The organism is Pseudoalteromonas sp. CO348 (genome assembly GCF_004208845.1).
GTDB classification, from domain to species: Bacteria; Pseudomonadota; Gammaproteobacteria; order Enterobacterales; family Alteromonadaceae; genus Pseudoalteromonas; species Pseudoalteromonas maricaloris.
In genome coordinates, this window is record NZ_SGPI01000030.1 from 19,066 (window position 1) to 38,450 (window position 19,385).

Consider the following 19,385-nt stretch of genomic DNA (forward strand, 5'->3'; position numbering starts at 1 on the left):
CCCAATCTTAAATCTTTACTAGGCTTACTTGATCGCCTTCTTCAACTTTTAGCGCCGCGGCAACATGTGGAGCAAGCGTCACTTCATTGCTATCAGTCAGGGCTAACTCGATTACCGCCGCGCGATAATCAACAAGTTTACCATTTGCGACCATAACAGGGAATCCACCGTTGCTTTCGCCTATTTTCACAGTACGAGTTTCACTATTGCGAACCGTGCGGATATTCCCCACTTTTGCTTCTACCGTTGGACCCGCGTCGAAGATATCAACATAACCATTAAATGTGAAACCTTCGCTTTTTAGTAGCTCAATAGCAGGGCGCGTATTGTCGTGAACTTCACCAATCACTGCTTGTGCTTCTTTACTAAGCAGGTTCACGTAGATTGGGTACTTAGGCATTAATTCAGCAATAAAGACCTTTTGGCCAATCCCCGTTAGATAATCCGCTGTCGGGAAATCCATCGAGAAGAAATGCTCTTCAAGCCATTGCCAGAACGGACTTTCACCTTGCTCATTAGAAACACCGCGCATTTCCGCGATAACGGTTTCAGCAAAACGATCGCGATGTTGATTGATAAACATAAAGCGAGAGCGAGACAGCAGTTTGCCGTTTGCGCCTTTGCGATAGCCATCTTTCAAAAACAGGGTGCATAATTCCGTCGCGCCAGTGTAGTCATTACATAGCGTTAAAATATCCACTGCTTTATAAACATCGAGTGTGCGTGAAGAGTGGATCACTTTGCTTAGGTGATAATGATAAAACGCATCATCTAAACCAACCGCAGCTTCGATACCGCTGGTACCAACCACCTCGCCTGTTTCAGTATCTTCTAATACAAATAAATAACCTTCATCAAAAGGCTTGTCAGCTTGCTTGCCAAATGAAGCAACTGAGCGTGCAATCTTCTTCTGTAATAGCTCTTCGTTTACAGGCAAAGAGGTAAAACCGTGACCTGATTCGTGAGCAATGTTTAAAAGCGCTGGATAATCGCTTTCTTGGATTGGGCGAAGGATCATCATGAGCCCGCTTACTCCTCAAAAATGTGGATAACAACAAGGCCACCAAAAGGTGACCTTGCAACCAGTATTAAGCGTTGTTAGCAACTACCGCAGCAACGGCTTTTTCAAAACGTGCCATCCCTTCGCGGATGTCAGCTTCTGGAATAACAAGAGATGGAGTGAAACGTACTACGTTTGCACCTGCAACAAGTGACATCACGCCTTGCTTGATACCTTCAACCAAGAATTCTTTTGCTTTGCCTTCGTACTTTTCAGTGACTACACCACCAAGCAATAGACCTTTACCACGTACTTCGGTGAATACGTTGTACTTTTCGTTGATGTCGTTTAGCAGTTCACGGAACAGCTGCTCTTTTGCTTTTACGCCATCAAGTACTGTTGTTGTGTTTACTGTGTCGAATGCTGCTTCTGCAACCGCACACGCCAGCGGGTTACCGCCGTAGGTAGAACCATGAGTTCCCACTTTTAGGTGCGCAGCAATCTCAGTTGTTGTGATCATCGCGCCGATAGGGAAACCACCGCCAAGTGCTTTAGCCGTTGTTAAAATATCAGGGGTTACGTTTAAACCTTGGTATGCATACAAATCACCAGTACGGCCAACACCAGTTTGCACTTCATCAAAAATAAGTAGCGCATTGTGCTTGTCACACAGCTCACGAACACCTTTTACAAACTCAGCAGTTGGTGAAATGATACCACCTTCGCCTTGTAGCGGCTCCATCATCACGGCACAAGTGTTGTCTGAAATAAGCGCTTCAAATGCCGCTAAATCGTTATAGTCTGTGTGAACGATGTCGCCCGGCTTTGGACCAAAGCCATCAGAGTATGCAGCTTGACCACCTACAGTTACAGTGAAGAAAGTACGGCCGTGGAAACCTTTGTTGAAAGAGATGATTTGCGACTTTTCAGCACCAAACTTATCTAGTGCCCAACGGCGTGCTAACTTAAGCGCCGCTTCGTTCGCTTCTGCACCAGAGTTTGCAAAGTAGACTTTCTCTGCGAACGTCGCATCAGTTAGCTTTTTCGCTAAACGTAGTGCAGGCTCATTAGTCATCACGTTAGACAGATGCCAAATTTTCTCGCCTTGCTCTTTAAGCGCGCCCACCAAAGCTGGGTGACAATGACCTAGACAGTTAACTGCGATACCACCAGCAAAGTCGATGTACTCACGACCTTCCTGATCCCATACTCGAGAACCTTCACCTTTCACTGGAATTACCGCTGAAGGTGCGTAGTTAGGTACCATTACGTCGTCAAACAATTCACGATTGATAGTCATTTTATTTCCTCATATTTGGTGAGTGAAAGTGCAAACAAGGAGTCATTTCCTTTTGGAGGTCGGCGCGTTGCCGCCACTTGATAGGATATTTATTCACACCAATTCGGTGCTATGTATTTTGACCCGCCCCTTGATGGCACAAAATTCATACGCTCATTATTTCAGAAAAAGCGCCATTTGTCTCACTTATACCACGTTCTCAGCCCTTAGTATTCAAGGGTTTAACATATATTCTCAACTCAAGTGAATAACTATCTAGGGCAGATATTTAGGGCAAAGCAAGCGCCGTGCAGCCTTGCACAGATCATTTAAGATTAGGTTTTGAATGAATAGTCGCAAAAAAAATTTCAATTTTTTTTACAAAATCGTCAACTGCAGGTTATGGAACGCACATTTTGCCAATTGCTGACGCATTTCCTCGGTAAGTTCTAAATGATTGAGCAAAATCTCGGCTTCGTCATCTTCAATTAACTGACTATCTTTTAAAACAAGTAGTTGTGCGTAGCCATAGGCTTTTTGCATCACTTGTGTCAAAGGTAATGGGTCGGCAATGTTTTTATGCGCATTTGGTAGATAAGTTTGCGCATACTCTTCCATGACGGCATTAAAGGGCAAATAACGTAACTCCATTTTTTCAATTAGCTTACGTGAAATCTCTGCCGAATGTTCTATCAACAAGTTACGTAAAAATAATGGATCAGGAGATAACTCCATTAATGCGGTGTGTAGGTCTTTTTGCTTTTTGTCTCGTGCTATTTGTACCTTGGCTTGCCACACTTTTTCGAAGGTGCGTAAATAAAGACGGATCAAGGCCACTTTCCCAAGCTCTAGTAACATGCCTAAAGTAAACGCATGCTGTTCTTTTACCCCAAAAAATGGTGCCAGCTCTTTTGCCGCAATGGCTGTGCTCATGCTCAGCTCGCGTAATTTACGCTTCATTAAGCCAAATGGTTCTGTAGCATGCGGCATCCAGTGTCTTACCGCCATTGTCGGGATCACCATTTGCAAGTTCTCAAGGCCTAAATACCTTAATGCTAATGCCGGCGTGTCGACCTTAATGGACGTGCCTTTACTGTTTTTTTTGCGATACTGTGGCAAGTTGACTAGCGAAACCAGCTCACGACCCAACCAACTTAAGTCATTGACCAAAGGTTCTAAACGCCCAACCGAAGCTGAGCGCACGGCTAGAATATCTAAGATCGCAGGAACGGAGTCTTGAATGCCAATGACTTCATGATAGATGTTATCAAGGTCATGCAGTTGCTTTGTGATAGCTTCTTCGATAACGGAATGTAGATGCTTACTCGCTTTGGCAATATATTTGTGATGACTTGTGCTGCTTTCTTGGCGTTTTGCAGCCGCAGCAATTTCCACCTCTAGCATAGTGCGCTGTGCGATATTCTCACCATAGCTGATATCAAATGTATGGATATAGCCTATTTGCTTCTGCGCAAAGTTGAGGCTGATAAGGAGGTCATGGGCACGCTCGGATAGCGCTTGTGCCATTCTAATTTGCTTATTTTCTTGCGTCATGCATGCTACTTATCTAAAAGAAAAACACTGAGTTAAGCACTCAACAGAATCGTCTTACTGATTAGTATTATACCAGTAAAAGCAATATTATGATTTGATATTGCGCACAATAGAATCAAAAAGTTATATATCAAAAGCCAGTCTAACCAACGAAAGCGCAGCGAATATGGATATATTACACCTAGGCGAAACCCTGTTGGTTTTGTTTAAACTTTAGAAGCGTTTTATAAAGTTATCAAGTAATGCTAAGCCGTGTTCCGTGAGGATAGCTTCTGGGTGAAATTGCACACCTTCTAGCGCTCTATCGGCAGCCAAGAGTCCCATAATTTCATCACGTTCACCCTCTTGTGTCTGTGTCCAAGCCGTTACGGCTAGAGCATTTGGCAGGCTACTTTGTTCAACAACCAAAGAGTGGTAGCGGCATACTTCGTATGGTGATGGCAGGCCTTGAAATACGCCTATATTGTTATGATGAACTTGAGACGTCTTACCATGCATCACTTGTTTTGCTCGAATGACTTTGCCACCTAAAGCTTGTGCAATAGTTTGATGACCAAGGCAAATGCCAAGAATAGGAATTTGTCCCTGTAGACGTTTTACTACTTCAAGCGAGATCCCCGCTTCATCAGGACTGCAAGGGCCAGGAGATAGCACAACATATTTGGGATTAAGCTGCTTGATTTGTGAGGCGCTGATTTCATCATTCCGCTTTACCAGCACGTCCACGTCTAAGCGCTGAAAATACTGCACTAGGTTGTAAGTAAAGGAATCATAGTTATCAATCATCAACAGCATGTAGGTACCACTAAAAGAACCAAGCAGCCTATTCGCCACTGGGGTAAAGATGTTCGTTATAAGTCTATTTTATCACGAACTCAACAGGAGGGTTTTCTTATATCTAGTATCTGCTTTAAGCCAAGGGGCTATCGCCCCTTGTAATACAAAAAGACACCATAAATGGTGTCCTTTCTTTGTGTTTTATTAACCGCGAGGAATAAAACCGACGGCGTCATACACAGCTTTAAGCGTTTTCTCGGCACGAATACTTGCTTTTTCCGCGCCTTTTTTCATGATTTCGTTCAGCAGAGTTTGATCTTCACGGATTTCTTTAAAGCGCGCTTGAATAGGCTCAAGCATATTCACTACCGCATCGGCAGTGTCTTTCTTCAAGTGACCGTACATTTTGTCTTCGTACTCTGGCACTAACTCTTCAATTGAGCGTTTAGTTGCAACACTAAGTAGAGTCAGTAAGTTGGATACACCAGGTTTTTCAACACGATCAAAGTAAATGCGTGCTTGCTCATCTGAATCCGTTACCGCTTTTTTCAGCTTTTTCTCTATCTTCTTAGGTTCATCCAACAGCATCACAAAACCATTTGGGTTTTCGTCTGATTTTGACATCTTCTTGCTCGGATCTTGCAAGCTCATAACACGAGCGCCAAACTCTGGAATATAAGGTTCTGGGATCTTAAAGACATCGCCATACAGGTTGTTAAAGCGCGTTGCGATATCGCGGGTCAACTCAAGGTGCTGCTTTTGGTCTTCACCAACCGGTACTTGATCCGCTTGATACAATAAAATATCCGCAGCTTGCAATACTGGATAGGCGAATAAGCCAACGTTTACGTTATTGGCGTGCTTTGCTGATTTATCTTTAAACTGCGTCATGCGGTTTAATTCACCCATTTGTGCATAACAGTTCAGCACCCAACCTAGCTGTGCATGCTCAGGAACCTGTGATTGTACAAATAGTGACGATTTATCTGGGTCGATGCCGCAAGCGGTATATAGTGCTACGCCGTCTAATACGCGATCGCGTAGTTGCTGCGGCTCTTGGCGAACCGTAATGGCATGCAAGTCAACCAACATAAAGTAACAATCATGATCATTTTGTAGTTTAAGCCACTGGTTAATGGCACCTACGTAATTGCCTATTGTCATACCACCGGTTGGCTGAATACCACTTAATACTACAGGTTTACTCATGTCGTTCCTTTATTTCTTCATTGAATTAACGTTGATTGATAATGGGAATAATATCTAAGAATCCATCACAAAGGTACTGTGGATTGAACTCTTTCAAATCGAATCCCTGATTATACCCATAATTTAGCGCAATCACAGGTATCTTAGCGCCCTGAGCGGCCAAAATATCGCTTTTAGAATCTCCAACCATAATAAGCTTATCCGCTGGTATACCAAGACGCTCGGCAGCCAGCAATAGCGGAGCTGGTGATGGCTTTTTGTCAGTATCATCACCACAGACGATACAATCAAAATGCGATGTGAGATTTAATTTATCTAGCAGCTTTAGCGTAAATGCACGATTTTTATTGGTCACGATGGCTTTTGGCACTGTGGCAAATGCAGATAACCCCGTCTCAACATGCGGATACAAACCTGCATACTGACCAACTAATTCATCATAATGCACTTTAAAACGCTCAATGGCGGTGTGCGCTAAACTTTCGGATAGCGCTTCGCTAACTTCATGGCTACCGCTTAGGCCTCTTTTTACTAACATATCGATGCCGTTACCCACCCATTCACGCACTAGAGCATGACTAACAATTGGGTGAGCAAGCTCAGACAGTGTTAAATTGAGCGCCATGTACATATCCTCGACGCTATCAACTAACGTGCCATCGAGGTCAAATAAAATACCCTCAAAACGCATTATTTTACCTTTGCTAATTCTTGACGCATGGCGTCTATTACCGCTTTGTAATCGGGTTGATTAAAGATAGCGGAACCCGCAACAAACATGTCTGCACCGGCAGCTGCAACTTCAGCAATGTTGTCCACCTTAATCCCCCCATCCACTTCAAGACGAATATCGCGACCGGAAGCGTCAATACGTGCTCTCGCTTCTTTTAATTTTTCAAGTGTATGTGGGATAAAACTTTGGCCGCCAAAACCAGGATTTACCGACATCAAGAGGATTTGATCAATTTTATCCATCACATGATCGAGATAATGCAGCGGTGTGCCTGGGTTAAATACCAAGCCAGCTTTACAACCTGATTCTTTAATCAGCGCAAGGCTTCTGTCTATATGCTCGCTGGCCTCTGGGTGAAATGTAATAATGCTCGCTCCGGCTTTAGCAAACTCGGGAATTAGACTATCTACAGGCTTTATCATCAAGTGTACGTCGATAGGAGCTGTAATTCCGTAATTTCTTAATGCGTCACAAATCATTGGACCAAAAGTTAAATTTGGCACATAGTGATTATCCATTACATCGAAATGAACCACGTCGGCACCTGCTGTCAGTACCTTTTCAACATCTTCGCCTAACCTCGCAAAATCTGCGGATAGAATGGATGGTGCAATTAAAAAATCAGACATACTTTTCCCCTAAACGTAAGACCGCGATACTGTACCGTAAATTGCCCAAAATGTCTGCGATTTAAGGCGCTTTATGATTGTGCAATAAACGAACATTGTGTATCATTATGTGATATCTAACTTCTGGGGATAGGGTTATGGTTTCTAGATATAAAGCACGGATTGCTCTGCTTGGGACGGTATTAGCCGTGTCGGCAGGGGTATTTTCTTTCGACAATGATGAAAGTCTTGCCGCAAATTACTCCGCATGCACTTGTAGCACTGGCAATTTAAGCAGTCGAATAAATGCAGTGGAATGTCAGCAAGAAGCGCACACCAGTTGGGCTGCGTGGTTGACTGGCGGTAGTTCGAGTGGCCAATTCCATTATTTGGATTTGCTTGAGCTATTACTTGGCTCTAAAGACAATCAAAGCAGTAGTAAAGTTTCATCTCCTTACTAATACCAGTTGAGCCAATCAACTGGTAAGAGGTAAACACTATGGCTTCTTCCAATAGTAAATTCGCATTAGTTCAAAGTGTCTGTGCAGCAATGTTTGGTGTGCAGAGTGGTCAAAAACAAGCATATGACTTTAACAAAAAGCATTTTTGGCCGTTTGCTTTTGCAGGCATCGTTTTTGTCGCCGCCTTTGTCATTGGCTTAATTTGGTTTGTAAATGGTGTAGTTTTGGCTTAGTCCTTTATGCCGCAGAAAATTACGGACGGTGATATAACGCCATTAGTTCGTCAACTTTATTTCGCCCATTACCTTTAGGGCTAATTGTACGTTTCACCTTTATCACATCTAGCTTCGCTTGATTATAAATCTTTCGTGTCCACACTGTATCGTGATTGGAGATTAACACTGGCGTTTGTTTTTCAAAAGCCGCGGTTTCCGCAAGATTCGCCAGCTGTGCTTGATCGTCTAAGTTAAACCCACCTTTTGCATAGCTAGTAAATGACGCAGTTTTGCTCAAAGGTACATACGGAGGATCGCAATACACTACCGCATTCTTTGGCATGGTTTCAAATACTTGGCTGTAACTTTGACAGGTAAAAGTAGCCTGTTGAGCCTTTTCAGCAAACACATATAACTCGCGCTCTGGAAAGTAAGGCTTTTTGTATTTACCAAAAGGGACGTTAAAGATCCCTTTGAGGTTATAACGACATAAACCATTGTAGCCATGGCGGTTCATATATAGAAATAGAATCGCACGCTCATACACATCAATGCTTTCGTTAAACTGTTGTCGATACGCGTAATACGCATCTGGATGGTTATTCAGCTCGACGAATAGCCTTTTAGCGTCACTGATAAATTCATCAGGAATACGCTTCAACTCTTTATACAGGTTGATTAGATCAGCGTTAATGTCATTTAAGACATAATGCTTAAACTGAGTGTTAAGGAAAACAGATCCCGCTCCAACAAAAGGTTCTACTAGCGTGTCGGCTTCATTACTTGCTGCTTGTAGGCGCTTAGAAATATCTTCTACTAAGCTGTATTTTCCGCCTGCCCATTTTAAGAAGGCTCTAGTCTTTTGTTGCATGCTCGTTCTATGTCGTGAGTGGTTGCGCGATTTTACACTAAATGTGGCTAATTACCGAGAGACTGAGTAATTTCTTGTTTAATTTTACTCATTCTCTTAAAAAATGGCTGACCTTTTCGTAGCGCTTCTGGCAATACTGCCTTTGCTTGCTTCGCTGAGGCCAAACTCTCGTAAGCATCAGTAGTAACTACAAACCAAGTTCGGCCGTTTCTTAAGACAGTAAACTGCTGTGTCACTACCTCGTTATGCTCCGCCATAAACCCAGCTGCAATCTCACTTTCTGTCACCGCAAGTAACTGGATCACCCATTCATCATCTGAACGACTGAGATACCAAGGGTTTCCCGTCAATGCTTCAGGCTCTGCGTACTGAGGCTCTTTTACCGGCGATAAAGTGGCCGGAGTACTATCAACATTGGCTTCTTCAGCTGCATTCGCTTGCTCTGATAGCGTGTTATTGTTGTTTGTAGTATCTTCTTTTGTTTCGGTTAGTGCAGATAAAATACTGCCAACAGGCGCAGTTTCGACTTGCGTTGGCGCTTCGGCTGGCAACTCTGGTTGCACGCTGTTTTCAATTTCAACTTTTTCAACTGTAGTAGTTGGCGCTTCAAATACAGCTTGCGCATCAATAGCAGTAGCGACAGTTTCTTCATTACCTTGAGTCGGTGTCCAGTATCGTTTTAATTCTTGCTTATACACTAAAGCAACCATCAACGCTGTCAGTATCAAACAAAGCGCAATGACATACCATTGCCATTGTGATTTGCTACCCACTTTTGAACTTTGTTCACGTAAATTCAGACTCTGTTGCTGCGGCTGCCAAGAAAGTAAAACACTCGGATTACCTCTAGCTTCAGCAACAAACGTATTAAAAATAGGATCTTCGTCAGGCGGTAAGTCTTTGTAAAACATGCTCATCAAGCGCTTACTCTCGAGCACGGATAAAGGCTCGATATGAATATCCAGACTTTCAGGGAGCAGCTGAGGCTGCTGCGCCGTAGCGAGTATGTAAATTGTTTCGCGAGAAGATTTTGCGAGCTTTTGTAGCTGTTCTGCAAGCTCTTGGGTTAAATGCCTAACGTTGTCTAAAACCCATAAGCATGGTCCACAAGCTTGTTCATCGTGGAGCAACATGAAGTTTTCACTTAGAGATAACTTCTGATCAATGAGAGGACTGCGAAAGCTATGCTCAAGCAGCTGCCTCACCACATCAAACTCTTGAGTACTGGCTGTCAGCTTTACAAACGCTTTGTTAAAGTCTGGATATTTATCGGTAAGAAACGATTCTGCAAGGTAGCTTTTACCAAGACCCGAAGAACCGACTAAGGTTATCAGGTTTTGGCCATAGTCGAATTGCATAGCAATTCTATCTACCAATGCAGCTCTGCTTGGTAAAATTTGCGACTGCATTTAACGACCTATTAGAGTTACCACGGTTTCATCGCTAACATCATCCACTAGCGCACATTGCCCTAGTTGCGTTGGCAGAATAAAGCGAATTTTGCCTTGTTTGTTCTTTTTGTCTTTGCGCATATGTTGTAAAAACTGCGCTGCGCTCATCTCGCTAGGCGCTTCTGTCGGTAATTGATAAAGCGCAATAACGCGACGGATCTTTTCAACATCAGCAGTACTAAGCGCGCCACGCTGGCAAGCCAGGTTTGCAGCTATCATCATTCCAGCAGCAACAGCCTCACCGTGCAACCAATTACCATAGCCCATTTGCGCTTCAATCGCATGGCCAAAGGTGTGACCCAAATTAAGTAATGCACGCAATCCAGCTTCGGTTTCGTCTTTGGCGACGATCTCAGCTTTTATTGCACAACACTTATAAATAACTTGTTGAAGGCTTTCAGCATCTAGTGTGCTGAGCTGAGGGTGCTGATCCGTTAATGTATCAAGAAAGGATGCATCATAGATCAACGCATATTTAATGACTTCAGCCATACCCGCAGCAAACTCTCTTGCAGGTAATGTACTTAAGGTCTTAGTGTCGATAAAAACCGCTTTTGGCTGATAGAAAGCACCAATCATGTTTTTACCTAACGGATGATTTACCGCAGTTTTACCACCAACTGACGAATCGACTTGTGACAACAAAGTCGTAGGGATCTGAATAAACGGAACACCACGCTGGTAGCATGCCGCAACAAAACCAGTCAAATCACCAACCACACCGCCACCGAGGGCAATCAAACACGTATCTCGACCACAATTATGCTCGAGCAAAAAGGCAGAGATCTTTTCAAACCACTCTAGTGATTTGTATTGTTCACCATCAGGGATAACAAAATGTAGCGGTTTTTGAGCGTCAAATATCGCTAACAGACTGTCTAAATATAAAGGTGCAATGGTGGTGTTGGTGATGATAACAGGACGACTTTGCCCAACGTACTGTTTAAGTCGCCCTTCATCTGATAAGAGATGTTCACCGATGAAGATGGGATAGCTTCGCTCGTTTAAATCAACCTTTAATTCAAGCATGGCTTCCCTCCTACGGTGTTGTTATTAGAAATCTAATTTTTCAATAATTTGGTTTGCAACTACTTTAGCGCTTTGCTCATCCGTACGAACAACGTGATCTGCCACTTCTCTATATAGTGGTTCACGCTCATCGGCTAAGCGCTCTAGTACGTCACGTGAGTCTTCACTGGTTTGTAGTAATGGACGACGCTTATCACGCTGAGTACGAGCTACCTGTTTTTCGATCGGCGTTTCTAGGTAAACAACAATACCGCGCGCAGACAACTTGTTGCGCACTTCTTTGCTGATCACAGAGCCACCACCTGTCGCTAACACAATGCCTTGCATTTCTGTTAGGTCAGAGATGACGCTTTCTTCACGCTTGCGGAACCCCTCTTCGCCTTCAATATCGAACACCCAAGAAATATCGGCACCTGTGCGGCGCTCAATTTCCTGATCCGAATCGAAAAATTCAAGGTGTAATTGATCTGCAATGTGACGACCAATCGTGCTTTTACCAGCCCCCATCGGGCCTACTAGAAATATATTACGTTTCTCAGCCATATCTTTTTAGTACAAACGAACTCTAAAATTTGAAATAAAACCCCGCCTAACGACCTGGCCCCAAAATTAAGGAGGGGATTATCTCAGTAATCCGTGAACAATTTCAAGTCAAACCACGCAAAAAGCGTAATACTTTTACTGTCAACGGGCCTATAAACTGTCTTGAATGATCTTAGGCGTCACAAATATCAGCAATTCTCGCTTTTCGTTAATATCACGAGAGTTCTTAAACAATAGACCTAAATATGGGATGTCGCCCAAAATTGGGATCTTACTTACTGCTGTTTTCACTTCTTGCTGATAGATACCACCCAGTACGATAGTTTGACCATTTTCGACCAGTACTTGTGTTTGGATCTCTTGGGTATTGATTGCCGTCGCCGGGCCATTTGGCGTTTGCACGGTATCACCTTTAGTGTCTTGTGTAATCACTAAGTCGAGAATTATTTTATTATCAGGTGTAATTTGCGGTGTCACCTCCAAGCTTAAAACCGCTTTTTTGAAACTCACCGTCGTTGCACCACTTGACGATGCCTCTACGTAAGGAATTTCTGTACCTTGCTCGATACGCGCCTTTTTCTGATTCGCCGTGGTGATACTTGGCGTCGCAATTATCTCGCCTTTGTTCTCTTGCTCCAAAGCTGACAACTCGAGATCAATCAGTGTGCCGTCCGCCAATTTGGCAATGTGCATACCAATACTACCAGCAGGAACCCCTTTCACGCCTAAATTAACGTTTAAGCGGTTTTCCAAAGACGGGATGTTACCATTGGACAAAGCATCAGCGCCTTCCAGCGTACCAGATATAGCATCGCTACCTTGCTGGTCGCTAAAGCCCCAGCGGACACCTAAGTCTTCTTGTACGGTATCATCCACAGTAACCATACGCGACTCAATACGCACCTGTTTTACTGGCACATCTAAGGTTTCCACCATCCGGCGCACACTTTCAATACTGCGCGAGGTATCTTTAATTAATAAAGTATTGGTACGTTTGTCAACGGACACACTACCACGATGGCTAATAATAGAGTTGATATCTGTTTTAAGTAAGTCTGCAAACTCTTCCGCTTTCGCGTAATTGAGTTGAATATACTCGCTATATAATGGCTCTAGCTCTTCCACTTGCTGACGCGCTTGTAATTCTTTGGCTTCTCTCGCTGCGAGTTCTTCTGATGGTGCAACCATCAAAATAGAACCATCCATACGCTTATCTAGCCCTTTCACACGTAACACAACATCAAGCGCCTGATCCCAAGGTACACCGTCTAAACGCAGAGTTATATTGCCAGATACAGTGTCACTCGTTACCAGATTAAAGTTGTTTGTATCTGCGATGATCTGTAGTACAGAGCGAATTGGAATATCCTGAAAATTCAGCGTGATTGGCTGACCTTTATACTCCTTTTTATCGCCAAAGGTTTTATTACCTTCGTCTTTTTCAACTGATAACGTAAAGATGTTATCAAGCTGCTGATAGGTAAACTTGAATGCCGCATTTGGCTCAATCACAATGCGGCTTTTATTGTCTTCTTTAAAGGTCTCGATACGAGATACCACAGTGCCAAAATCTAACACATCAAGTTCATATAACAGGTCTTCCGCAATATCAATATGGTGGAAGTCCGCAATGATTTTGCCACCGCGCTCTTGTACATCAATAGCCGCTTGATTGTGCTCTAGAAACGCTAGTACCTTCGCCTCACCTTTCTCACCGCGACGAAAATCGATAGCTTGAATTTGGTTAATAAATGCGGTGACTTTTTGACTTTGATCTTGTTCGGAGACAATCGGTTTGTTAGATACTTCCACTATCACAAGATTATTCTTAACCTCGGTTTTATATAGCTTCAGCTCATCCATGTTGATGGAAACGGCAAAACCGCCATCTCTGAGTTCACTGGTAATGCCTTGAATGCCAGCCTTGTTAATGCTCAATGCTTTTAAGCTTTCTTCAAACTCAGCCTGCTGGAAAAATAATTCGATACTAGCACTTTCACCAACAACTCGAACTTTTGGCTCTGTATTGAGTTTTTCGTCAAACACCAGTTGTAGCTGGGTTTCCCCTGTTGGCACAGGGTTATAGCGAATGTCATACAACATAGGAATGGCATGCGCTATTGACGAAAGGCCAACTAAGGCAACACCGAGCACGGAACGCCATAGTGTTCGAGTGCTTTTAATAGTTGATTTTATAACGTTATTGTTAGTATTCACTCGCGCCACCTTGTTCCGCTTCTAACATTTCCACTTTTGTTAGCCTTTCTTTCCAACATCCCGTTCCATCTGGGATCAATTCTAATAATTCTAAATGATCGGCATGTACACTTAGCACTTTGCCATGATACAAACCCATATATTCGCCACGTTTAACACGATATAACCCCTGCGTTGCCGCTTCGATTAGCGCCCAACGACCATCAGACTTGGCGATAATGCCTTTCATACGCAGATTATCCAATGGAAACTTCTCTAACGGATAGCGATCTCTATCTGGATCTGGATGTAAGCAGTTTTTAATTTGAACTAGTTTATTTTCAATCACTTCGGGCTGTGGCGCAACAAAAGGGCTACGTAACTCCGAAGCGCTATACCTAAACGGTTCATAATTTTGCATTTCAGGTATAGGCTCGATTTTTGGCGTTGAGCTTGCTTTTACCTGATCAATAAATTCTTTTTGTTCTGCCGTACTATCATTACAACCAGAGATGAACATCAATGTGGTCACGCAGAGCATCAGTCGGATCATTTCTGACCTCCTTGCTCATAGCGATAAGTTTTTGCCACAACACTAAATACCAGCTCGCCGTTTCCTGCATTTTCGATTCTAAAATCGTGTAGGCTGACTATTCGAGGTAACTCAGATACTTTACTCACAAACTGACCAAATTCATGATATTTACCTATCACTTCTAACTTAATAGGCAATTCAGTATAAAACTCTTTGCGTACCTCTGGCATCCAGCCAATTTTTAGGAAGGTTAATCCGCTTGAAGTACCAACGTAAGTCAGATCATCAAGTAACCCAGGCGTTTCGTTGGAACTTGGCAGTCGCCTCAACAGCTCTGTAAATTGCGCTTCCATATCAATCATTTGCTGTTTATAAAGCTCTAGATTGTTTGCTCTTGCGTATTTTATTCGGTAGCTCGTTCTTAGCTCCTGCTCTTTTTTAACCGCTTGATCGTAGCGATCAATTGAGCTTGAGACCATCAGGTTATAACCCAATACCATCATTAATAAAACCACGAGAATGGAACATAAAACTTTTACAGGAAAAGGCCAATGACCTATGTTGTCGAGCTCCAGCTCATTCCAATCGATTTCTTTTAAACTGTTTAAGTCAAAATTCATGCACTGTGCCTCCGCCCTATTTCGCTTTATCGGCTAAGTGGATGTCTTCATGAGACTTAACATAAAAATGCATCGTAAAATCACTCAGTAATTTTGAACTTTGCTCACCGGCTACTATGCCCTGGATCACAGGTCGCTCTAATAAATAAGACGATTCAACTTGTCGTAGCATTTGCGATAACCGGTTATTTGATTCACTACGACCAATGACTTTGATCATATTTTCTTGCCGCTCAAGACTGGTGAGATAAACCCCAGCCGGAACTACTCGCGCTATTTCATCGATAATTTGCGTGCCGAGACTACGGTTGAGTTGTAACTCTTCAATAAGCCGAATACGGCGCTGTAAATTTTCTTTTTGCTTATTCAGATCGTTAATCGCGGCTATTCGTGAATCTAGTTGAGAGATCTCACTTTCGAGATAACGGTTTTTAACTTCTTGTCCGGTTTTTAAGCCATCATAAAAACTACCAAGCATGTACATTATCAATAGACAAGCCGCGATGATCACCGCAATGATAGTCAAAAAGATTTGTTGCGACGCTTGCCTTTGCTGCTCGCGCCAAGGTAGCAAATTTATATGTGGCATGATGAAAAGCTCCTTAGTGCCAAGCCTGTCGCTAAGGCAAACTGCGCTTTATGCTTTTGCAGCACATGCCTATCTACTTTTGGTGCGATCTCCATGTCGGTAAACGGGTCTGCCACGATTGTGTGGATCCCAAGCTCATCAATGAGCAGTTTATCTAAGCCACTCACCAAAGCCGTTCCCCCCGTCAACACGATGTAGTCTATATGATCTTTACCACTGGTTGTCATGAACATTTGTACCGCTCGACGAATTTGCTGCAGCATAGAAGTTTGGAAAGGAGCTAAGACTTCAAAGGTATAGTTTGGCGGTAAATCTCCCGTTGTTTTCGCCAGTTCAGCTTCATCGTAAGTTTTGTTGTAATAAGCAACAATACTGTTGGTATATTGCTCACCACCAAACACTTGGTCACGGGTATAAATCGTTTTCCCAGATTGAATAACGCTTATCAACGTAAGCACCGCGCCAATATCTATCATTGCTACGATTTTATCAAAGGCATCATTTGGCAGTTCAGGGTAAATGACGTCCATGGCTCTACTTAGTGCGTAGTTTTCTACATCAACAACTTTCGCTTTGAAACCAGCTTCTTCCAATGCGCCTACCCGTGCTTGCACGCTTTCGGTACGAGCCGCAGAGAGCAGCACATTCATTTTTGACGGATCGGCTTCGTTTACTCCAATTTTTTCAAAATCTAGACTAACTTCATCTAACGGGTAGGGGATCAGGCTATCCGCTTCAATAGCTATCTGGGACTCGAGTTCAGCATCAGTTAATGACACATCCATAAAGATCACTTTTGTAATCACGGTCTGACCGGATACGGCAACTGCTGCATATTGCGTGAGCTTTGGAATGCGCCGCTTCATTTTAGTTATCGCGTTGCCGATCGCTTCAATGTCTTGAATGGCCCTTTCATTTACTGCTCCTTTCGGAATAGGTTCAATCGCAACGGCTTCTACTCGGTAGCTGGAACTTGTCTTCGACAGCAACACCGCTTTGACACAATGGGAACCGATATCGATCCCTATCATCAGAGGTGCTTGTTTTTTTAGTAGTTGGCTCAGCATGTGAAGCGCCCGTTTCCTTTTAAGACTGTGTACCATAAAAATTTAGCACACAAAAATATTAATCGTTTTTTAATCAAGATATACTAGCAGTGTCTACCTGTAATTGGGAGTCTAACTAGGGATAATTCCGTGAAATTATTGAAAAGATTTTTACAATTCGTTTTTGTTTGTACCCTTTTAGGCGTGTTGACACTTATCAGTCTTTATTATTATGTCAAATCTGACATACCAAGTGTAGAGGTTTTGAAAGATGTTCAACTACAAACACCCATGCAAGTCTTTACACGAGACGGAAAACTCATCAATCAGTTTGGTGAAAAGCGCAGGATCCCTGTACGTTTGCAGGATGTTCCACTCCCCATGCGCAAGGCATTCTTAGCGACAGAAGATAACCGTTTTTACGATCATTTCGGTATTGATCCGATAGGTATCGTCCGCTCCGCTTTAGTGCTTATCACCACAGGGCAAAAAAAGCAGGGAGCCAGTACGCTCACCATGCAACTTGCCAGAAACTTTTTCTTAACAAGAGAGAAAGCCTATATTCGTAAAGTGAAAGAAATCTTTATTGCGTTGCATATTGAGCAGCTATTAACGAAAGACGAAATTTTTGAGCTTTACTTAAACAAAATTGAACTGGGTAATCGCGCCTTTGGTATCGGTGCAGCAGCACAAGTCTACTACGGTCGCTCACTATCAGAATTAACTTTAGCAGAAATGGCAATGATTGCAGGCCTGCCAAAAGCGCCTTCTGCGTTAAATCCAATTCGTAACCCAGAGCGCGCGCAATTGCGCCGGAATGTTGTGCTCGGACGAATGCTTGCTGAAAAGTATATTACCCGCGCAGAATATGATGAGGCGACACAAGCTCCTATCACGGCTAAATTCCATGGCGCCGAAATTGAATTATATGCACCTTATATTTCTGAAATGGTTCGCGCCTATATGGTTGAACGTTATGGTACTGATAAAGCTTATAACTCTGGCATGAAAGTTTACACCAGTGTGGAATCTGACATGCAACAGGCTGCTCAGCATGCATTAGTTGATAATTTACATGCCTACGATATGCGTCACGGCTTTAGAGGCGCAGAAGAAACCTATTGGCATGCTGAGACGGAATCGCCGCTCAGCCATGAAGGCATTATTACTCGCCTTAAAAAGGTCAATGAAATTGGGCCGTTAAAAGCCGCTGTAGTGCTAAACATTGCAGAGAAAACGGCCGACCTGCTCTTAAAAACCGGTGAGCAAATTACATTGGAATGGTCAGGCTTAAGTTGGGCCAGACAATACATCAGTGAGACGCGTCAAAGCTTACCACCAAAAACAACCGCAGATATCCTCGCGCCAGGCATGCAAGTGTTTGTCCGTAAACAAGACGACGGCTGGATGTTAAGTCAGTTGCCACAGGCATCCAGTGCCCTTGTCTCACTCGACCCACAGGATGGGCGTGTAAAGGCGATTGTGGGTGGCTACAGCTTTGAGCTTAGCCAATACAATCGCGCTACTCAAGCTAAGCGTCAGGTGGGTTCAAACATCAAACCCTTTATTTATTCATCCGCATTAGAAAATGGCTATACCCTAGCCACCATTCTTAATGACGCCCCGATTAATCATTGGGACAGAAGCGTTGGCGTGGCTTGGCGTCCGAAGAATAGCCCTGAAGTGTATAACGGCCCGATCCGTATTCGCCGAGCGCTTGCACAATCGAAAAACGTGGTATCTGTTCGTTTGATCAAAGGCGTTGGCATAAATAAGGCCGCTGATCATTTGCTTAAATTTGGTTTTCAAGACGCAGATATTAATCGCAGTGAGTCATTGGCGCTTGGTAGTGCTGCACTGACTCCTATTGAAATGGCGCGCGGCATGGCCACTTTTGCCAATGGCGGTCACCTCATTGAGCCGTACTTTATCGATAGAATTACCGACTCATTCGGCACTGAACTGGGGTCGGCAGAACCGTTATTAGTCTGCGACGAGCAGCAGCTGGAAGAACAACCTGAGCGCTGTGCACCGCAAGTGATTTCGGAGCAAAACGCATTTCTGATTGCCGATGCACTTCACAGTGCTATCTGGGGTGGTGGTAGCTGGAAACACGACACGGGCTGGAGCGGCACAGGCTGGCGTGGTCAGTGGTTAAAACGTCGTGACCTTGCTGGAAAAACGGGTACCACCAACGACTCCGTAGATACTTGGTTTACGGGCTTTAACCGCAACGTTCTCACTACAGTTTGGGTTGGCTTTGACGATGCGAGTAAATCCTTGGGTCGTGCGGCCTACAACGCTAACCTTGGTGATAATCAACTTGTTGGGGCAGAAGCCGGCGCAATTTCAGCACAACCAGCTTGGATAGACTTTATGCGTGAGGCACTTAGAGATGAGCCTTTGGCCCCGATAGAGCCGCCTCCAGGGCTTATTTCAACTCGGATAGACTTAAAGACAGGGCTTTTGTCTCGTAAGAACGACTACACATCTCGGTTTGAGTATTTCGAACAAGGTACGGCCCCAACCAAATACGTATTAGATACGGATAGCAGCACACCGTTTGACGATACCGCGCCGCTACCAACTCACGAAGAGTTATTCTAGAATAAAAATGCCGATACAGATGTATCGGCATTTTTGTCTTATACTAGTAGTTATTATATCTA

At 43.6% G+C, this 19,385-nt stretch carries 19 protein-coding genes; 3 read left to right on the forward strand and 16 right to left on the reverse strand.

The window, feature by feature from the left end; translation table 11 throughout:
• Positions 1-7 precede the first annotated feature (7 nt).
• The 7 genes from astA to rpe all read right to left on the reverse strand — a co-directional run bounded on the left by astA (position 8) and on the right by rpe (position 7,181).
• On the reverse strand, positions 8-1,021 hold the full coding sequence (gene astA, locus EXT48_RS15090) for an arginine N-succinyltransferase (protein ID WP_010368879.1): 1,014 nt from the start codon (positions 1,019-1,021) through the stop codon (positions 8-10).
• A gap of 67 nt (positions 1,022-1,088) precedes the next feature.
• Positions 1,089-2,300: an aspartate aminotransferase family protein gene (locus EXT48_RS15095; protein ID WP_010607071.1), complete on the reverse strand. Its 1,212-nt coding sequence runs from the start codon at positions 2,298-2,300 to the stop codon at positions 1,089-1,091.
• Positions 2,301-2,657: 357 nt separating this feature from the next.
• On the reverse strand, positions 2,658-3,833 hold the full coding sequence (locus tag EXT48_RS15100) for an HDOD domain-containing protein (RefSeq protein ID WP_010607070.1): 1,176 nt from the start codon (positions 3,831-3,833) through the stop codon (positions 2,658-2,660).
• 213 nt (positions 3,834-4,046) lie between these two features.
• The gene (locus EXT48_RS15105; protein WP_045990222.1) at positions 4,047-4,628 is read right to left on the reverse strand and encodes an aminodeoxychorismate/anthranilate synthase component II; all 582 of its coding nucleotides are present in this window, start codon (positions 4,626-4,628) and stop codon (positions 4,047-4,049) included.
• A gap of 186 nt (positions 4,629-4,814) precedes the next feature.
• Positions 4,815-5,819, reverse strand: a complete 1,005-nt coding sequence (gene trpS, locus EXT48_RS15110; protein ID WP_039494036.1) for a tryptophan--tRNA ligase — start codon at positions 5,817-5,819, stop codon at positions 4,815-4,817.
• Positions 5,820-5,844: 25 nt separating this feature from the next.
• On the reverse strand, positions 5,845-6,510 hold the full coding sequence (locus tag EXT48_RS15115; protein WP_095726634.1) for an HAD-IA family hydrolase: 666 nt from the start codon (positions 6,508-6,510) through the stop codon (positions 5,845-5,847).
• Positions 6,510-7,181, reverse strand: a complete 672-nt coding sequence (gene rpe / locus EXT48_RS15120) for a ribulose-phosphate 3-epimerase (RefSeq protein ID WP_010368892.1) — start codon at positions 7,179-7,181, stop codon at positions 6,510-6,512. Before rpe ends, EXT48_RS15115 begins: the two co-directional genes overlap by 1 nt.
• Before the next feature lie 137 nt (positions 7,182-7,318).
• Between rpe and EXT48_RS15125 the strand changes: the two genes are divergently transcribed.
• Both EXT48_RS15125 and EXT48_RS15130 read left to right on the forward strand, forming a co-directional pair.
• Positions 7,319-7,621 carry a hypothetical protein gene (locus tag EXT48_RS15125; protein ID WP_010368894.1) on the forward strand — a complete coding sequence of 101 codons (303 nt, stop codon included), beginning with the start codon at positions 7,319-7,321 and terminating at the stop codon, positions 7,619-7,621.
• 38 nt (positions 7,622-7,659) lie between these two features.
• A complete protein-coding gene (locus EXT48_RS15130; RefSeq protein WP_010368896.1) occupies positions 7,660-7,854 on the forward strand; it encodes a DUF2970 domain-containing protein in 195 nt (64 codons plus the stop codon).
• Between the two features lie 19 nt (positions 7,855-7,873).
• On the opposite strand, the gene EXT48_RS15135 is transcribed toward EXT48_RS15130, so the two are convergent.
• The 9 genes from EXT48_RS15135 to EXT48_RS15175 form a co-directional block, all read right to left on the reverse strand.
• Complete coding sequence (locus tag EXT48_RS15135; RefSeq protein WP_010368897.1) at positions 7,874-8,707, reverse strand: Dam family site-specific DNA-(adenine-N6)-methyltransferase; 834 nt, start codon at positions 8,705-8,707, stop codon at positions 7,874-7,876.
• Positions 8,708-8,754: 47 nt separating this feature from the next.
• On the reverse strand, positions 8,755-10,116 hold the full coding sequence (locus EXT48_RS15140) for an AAA family ATPase (protein WP_130164946.1): 1,362 nt from the start codon (positions 10,114-10,116) through the stop codon (positions 8,755-8,757).
• Entirely contained in the window at positions 10,117-11,187 is a 1,071-nt protein-coding gene (gene aroB, locus EXT48_RS15145; RefSeq protein ID WP_130164947.1) for a 3-dehydroquinate synthase, read from the reverse strand.
• Positions 11,188-11,211: 24 nt separating this feature from the next.
• Complete coding sequence (aroK, locus tag EXT48_RS15150; protein WP_010607062.1) at positions 11,212-11,730, reverse strand: shikimate kinase AroK; 519 nt, start codon at positions 11,728-11,730, stop codon at positions 11,212-11,214.
• A 150-nt stretch (positions 11,731-11,880) separates the two neighbouring features.
• On the reverse strand, positions 11,881-13,947 hold the full coding sequence (locus EXT48_RS15155; protein ID WP_069020527.1) for a type IV pilus secretin PilQ: 2,067 nt from the start codon (positions 13,945-13,947) through the stop codon (positions 11,881-11,883).
• Positions 13,937-14,479, reverse strand: a complete 543-nt coding sequence (locus EXT48_RS15160) for a pilus assembly protein PilP (protein WP_130164948.1) — start codon at positions 14,477-14,479, stop codon at positions 13,937-13,939. Before EXT48_RS15160 ends, EXT48_RS15155 begins: the two co-directional genes overlap by 11 nt.
• Complete coding sequence (locus EXT48_RS15165) at positions 14,476-15,081, reverse strand: type 4a pilus biogenesis protein PilO (RefSeq protein ID WP_010368909.1); 606 nt, start codon at positions 15,079-15,081, stop codon at positions 14,476-14,478. Before EXT48_RS15165 ends, EXT48_RS15160 begins: the two co-directional genes overlap by 4 nt.
• A gap of 16 nt (positions 15,082-15,097) precedes the next feature.
• On the reverse strand, positions 15,098-15,670 hold the full coding sequence (locus EXT48_RS15170; protein ID WP_130164949.1) for a PilN domain-containing protein: 573 nt from the start codon (positions 15,668-15,670) through the stop codon (positions 15,098-15,100).
• Complete coding sequence (locus EXT48_RS15175) at positions 15,658-16,737, reverse strand: pilus assembly protein PilM (RefSeq protein ID WP_045990228.1); 1,080 nt, start codon at positions 16,735-16,737, stop codon at positions 15,658-15,660. Before EXT48_RS15175 ends, EXT48_RS15170 begins: the two co-directional genes overlap by 13 nt.
• Positions 16,738-16,866: 129 nt before the next feature.
• Between EXT48_RS15175 and EXT48_RS15180 the strand changes: the two genes are divergently transcribed.
• A complete protein-coding gene (locus tag EXT48_RS15180) occupies positions 16,867-19,323 on the forward strand; it encodes a penicillin-binding protein 1A (RefSeq protein WP_130164950.1) in 2,457 nt (818 codons plus the stop codon).
• Positions 19,324-19,385: the final 62 nt, after the last annotated feature.

What these genes read in the sequence shown, in the direction of transcription:
- astA (WP_010368879.1), bottom strand. Translation starts at nt 1,021, where the DNA reads ATGATGATCCTTCGCCCAATCCAAGAAAGCGATTATCCAGCGCTTTTA.
- EXT48_RS15095 (WP_010607071.1), bottom strand. Translation starts at nt 2,300, where the DNA reads ATGACTATCAATCGTGAATTGTTTGACGACGTAATGGTACCTAACTAC.
- EXT48_RS15100 (WP_010607070.1), bottom strand. Translation starts at nt 3,833, where the DNA reads ATGACGCAAGAAAATAAGCAAATTAGAATGGCACAAGCGCTATCCGAG.
- EXT48_RS15105 (WP_045990222.1), bottom strand. Translation starts at nt 4,628, where the DNA reads ATGCTGTTGATGATTGATAACTATGATTCCTTTACTTACAACCTAGTG.
- trpS (WP_039494036.1), bottom strand. Translation starts at nt 5,819, where the DNA reads ATGAGTAAACCTGTAGTATTAAGTGGTATTCAGCCAACCGGTGGTATG.
- EXT48_RS15115 (WP_095726634.1), bottom strand. Translation starts at nt 6,510, where the DNA reads ATGCGTTTTGAGGGTATTTTATTTGACCTCGATGGCACGTTAGTTGAT.
- rpe (WP_010368892.1), bottom strand. Translation starts at nt 7,181, where the DNA reads ATGTCTGATTTTTTAATTGCACCATCCATTCTATCCGCAGATTTTGCG.
- EXT48_RS15125 (WP_010368894.1), top strand. Translation starts at nt 7,319, where the DNA reads ATGGTTTCTAGATATAAAGCACGGATTGCTCTGCTTGGGACGGTATTA.
- EXT48_RS15130 (WP_010368896.1), top strand. Translation starts at nt 7,660, where the DNA reads ATGGCTTCTTCCAATAGTAAATTCGCATTAGTTCAAAGTGTCTGTGCA.
- EXT48_RS15135 (WP_010368897.1), bottom strand. Translation starts at nt 8,707, where the DNA reads ATGCAACAAAAGACTAGAGCCTTCTTAAAATGGGCAGGCGGAAAATAC.
- EXT48_RS15140 (WP_130164946.1), bottom strand. Translation starts at nt 10,116, where the DNA reads ATGCAGTCGCAAATTTTACCAAGCAGAGCTGCATTGGTAGATAGAATT.
- aroB (WP_130164947.1), bottom strand. Translation starts at nt 11,187, where the DNA reads ATGCTTGAATTAAAGGTTGATTTAAACGAGCGAAGCTATCCCATCTTC.
- aroK (WP_010607062.1), bottom strand. Translation starts at nt 11,730, where the DNA reads ATGGCTGAGAAACGTAATATATTTCTAGTAGGCCCGATGGGGGCTGGT.
- EXT48_RS15160 (WP_130164948.1), bottom strand. Translation starts at nt 14,479, where the DNA reads ATGATCCGACTGATGCTCTGCGTGACCACATTGATGTTCATCTCTGGT.
- EXT48_RS15165 (WP_010368909.1), bottom strand. Translation starts at nt 15,081, where the DNA reads ATGAATTTTGACTTAAACAGTTTAAAAGAAATCGATTGGAATGAGCTG.
- EXT48_RS15170 (WP_130164949.1), bottom strand. Translation starts at nt 15,670, where the DNA reads ATGCCACATATAAATTTGCTACCTTGGCGCGAGCAGCAAAGGCAAGCG.
- EXT48_RS15175 (WP_045990228.1), bottom strand. Translation starts at nt 16,737, where the DNA reads ATGCTGAGCCAACTACTAAAAAAACAAGCACCTCTGATGATAGGGATC.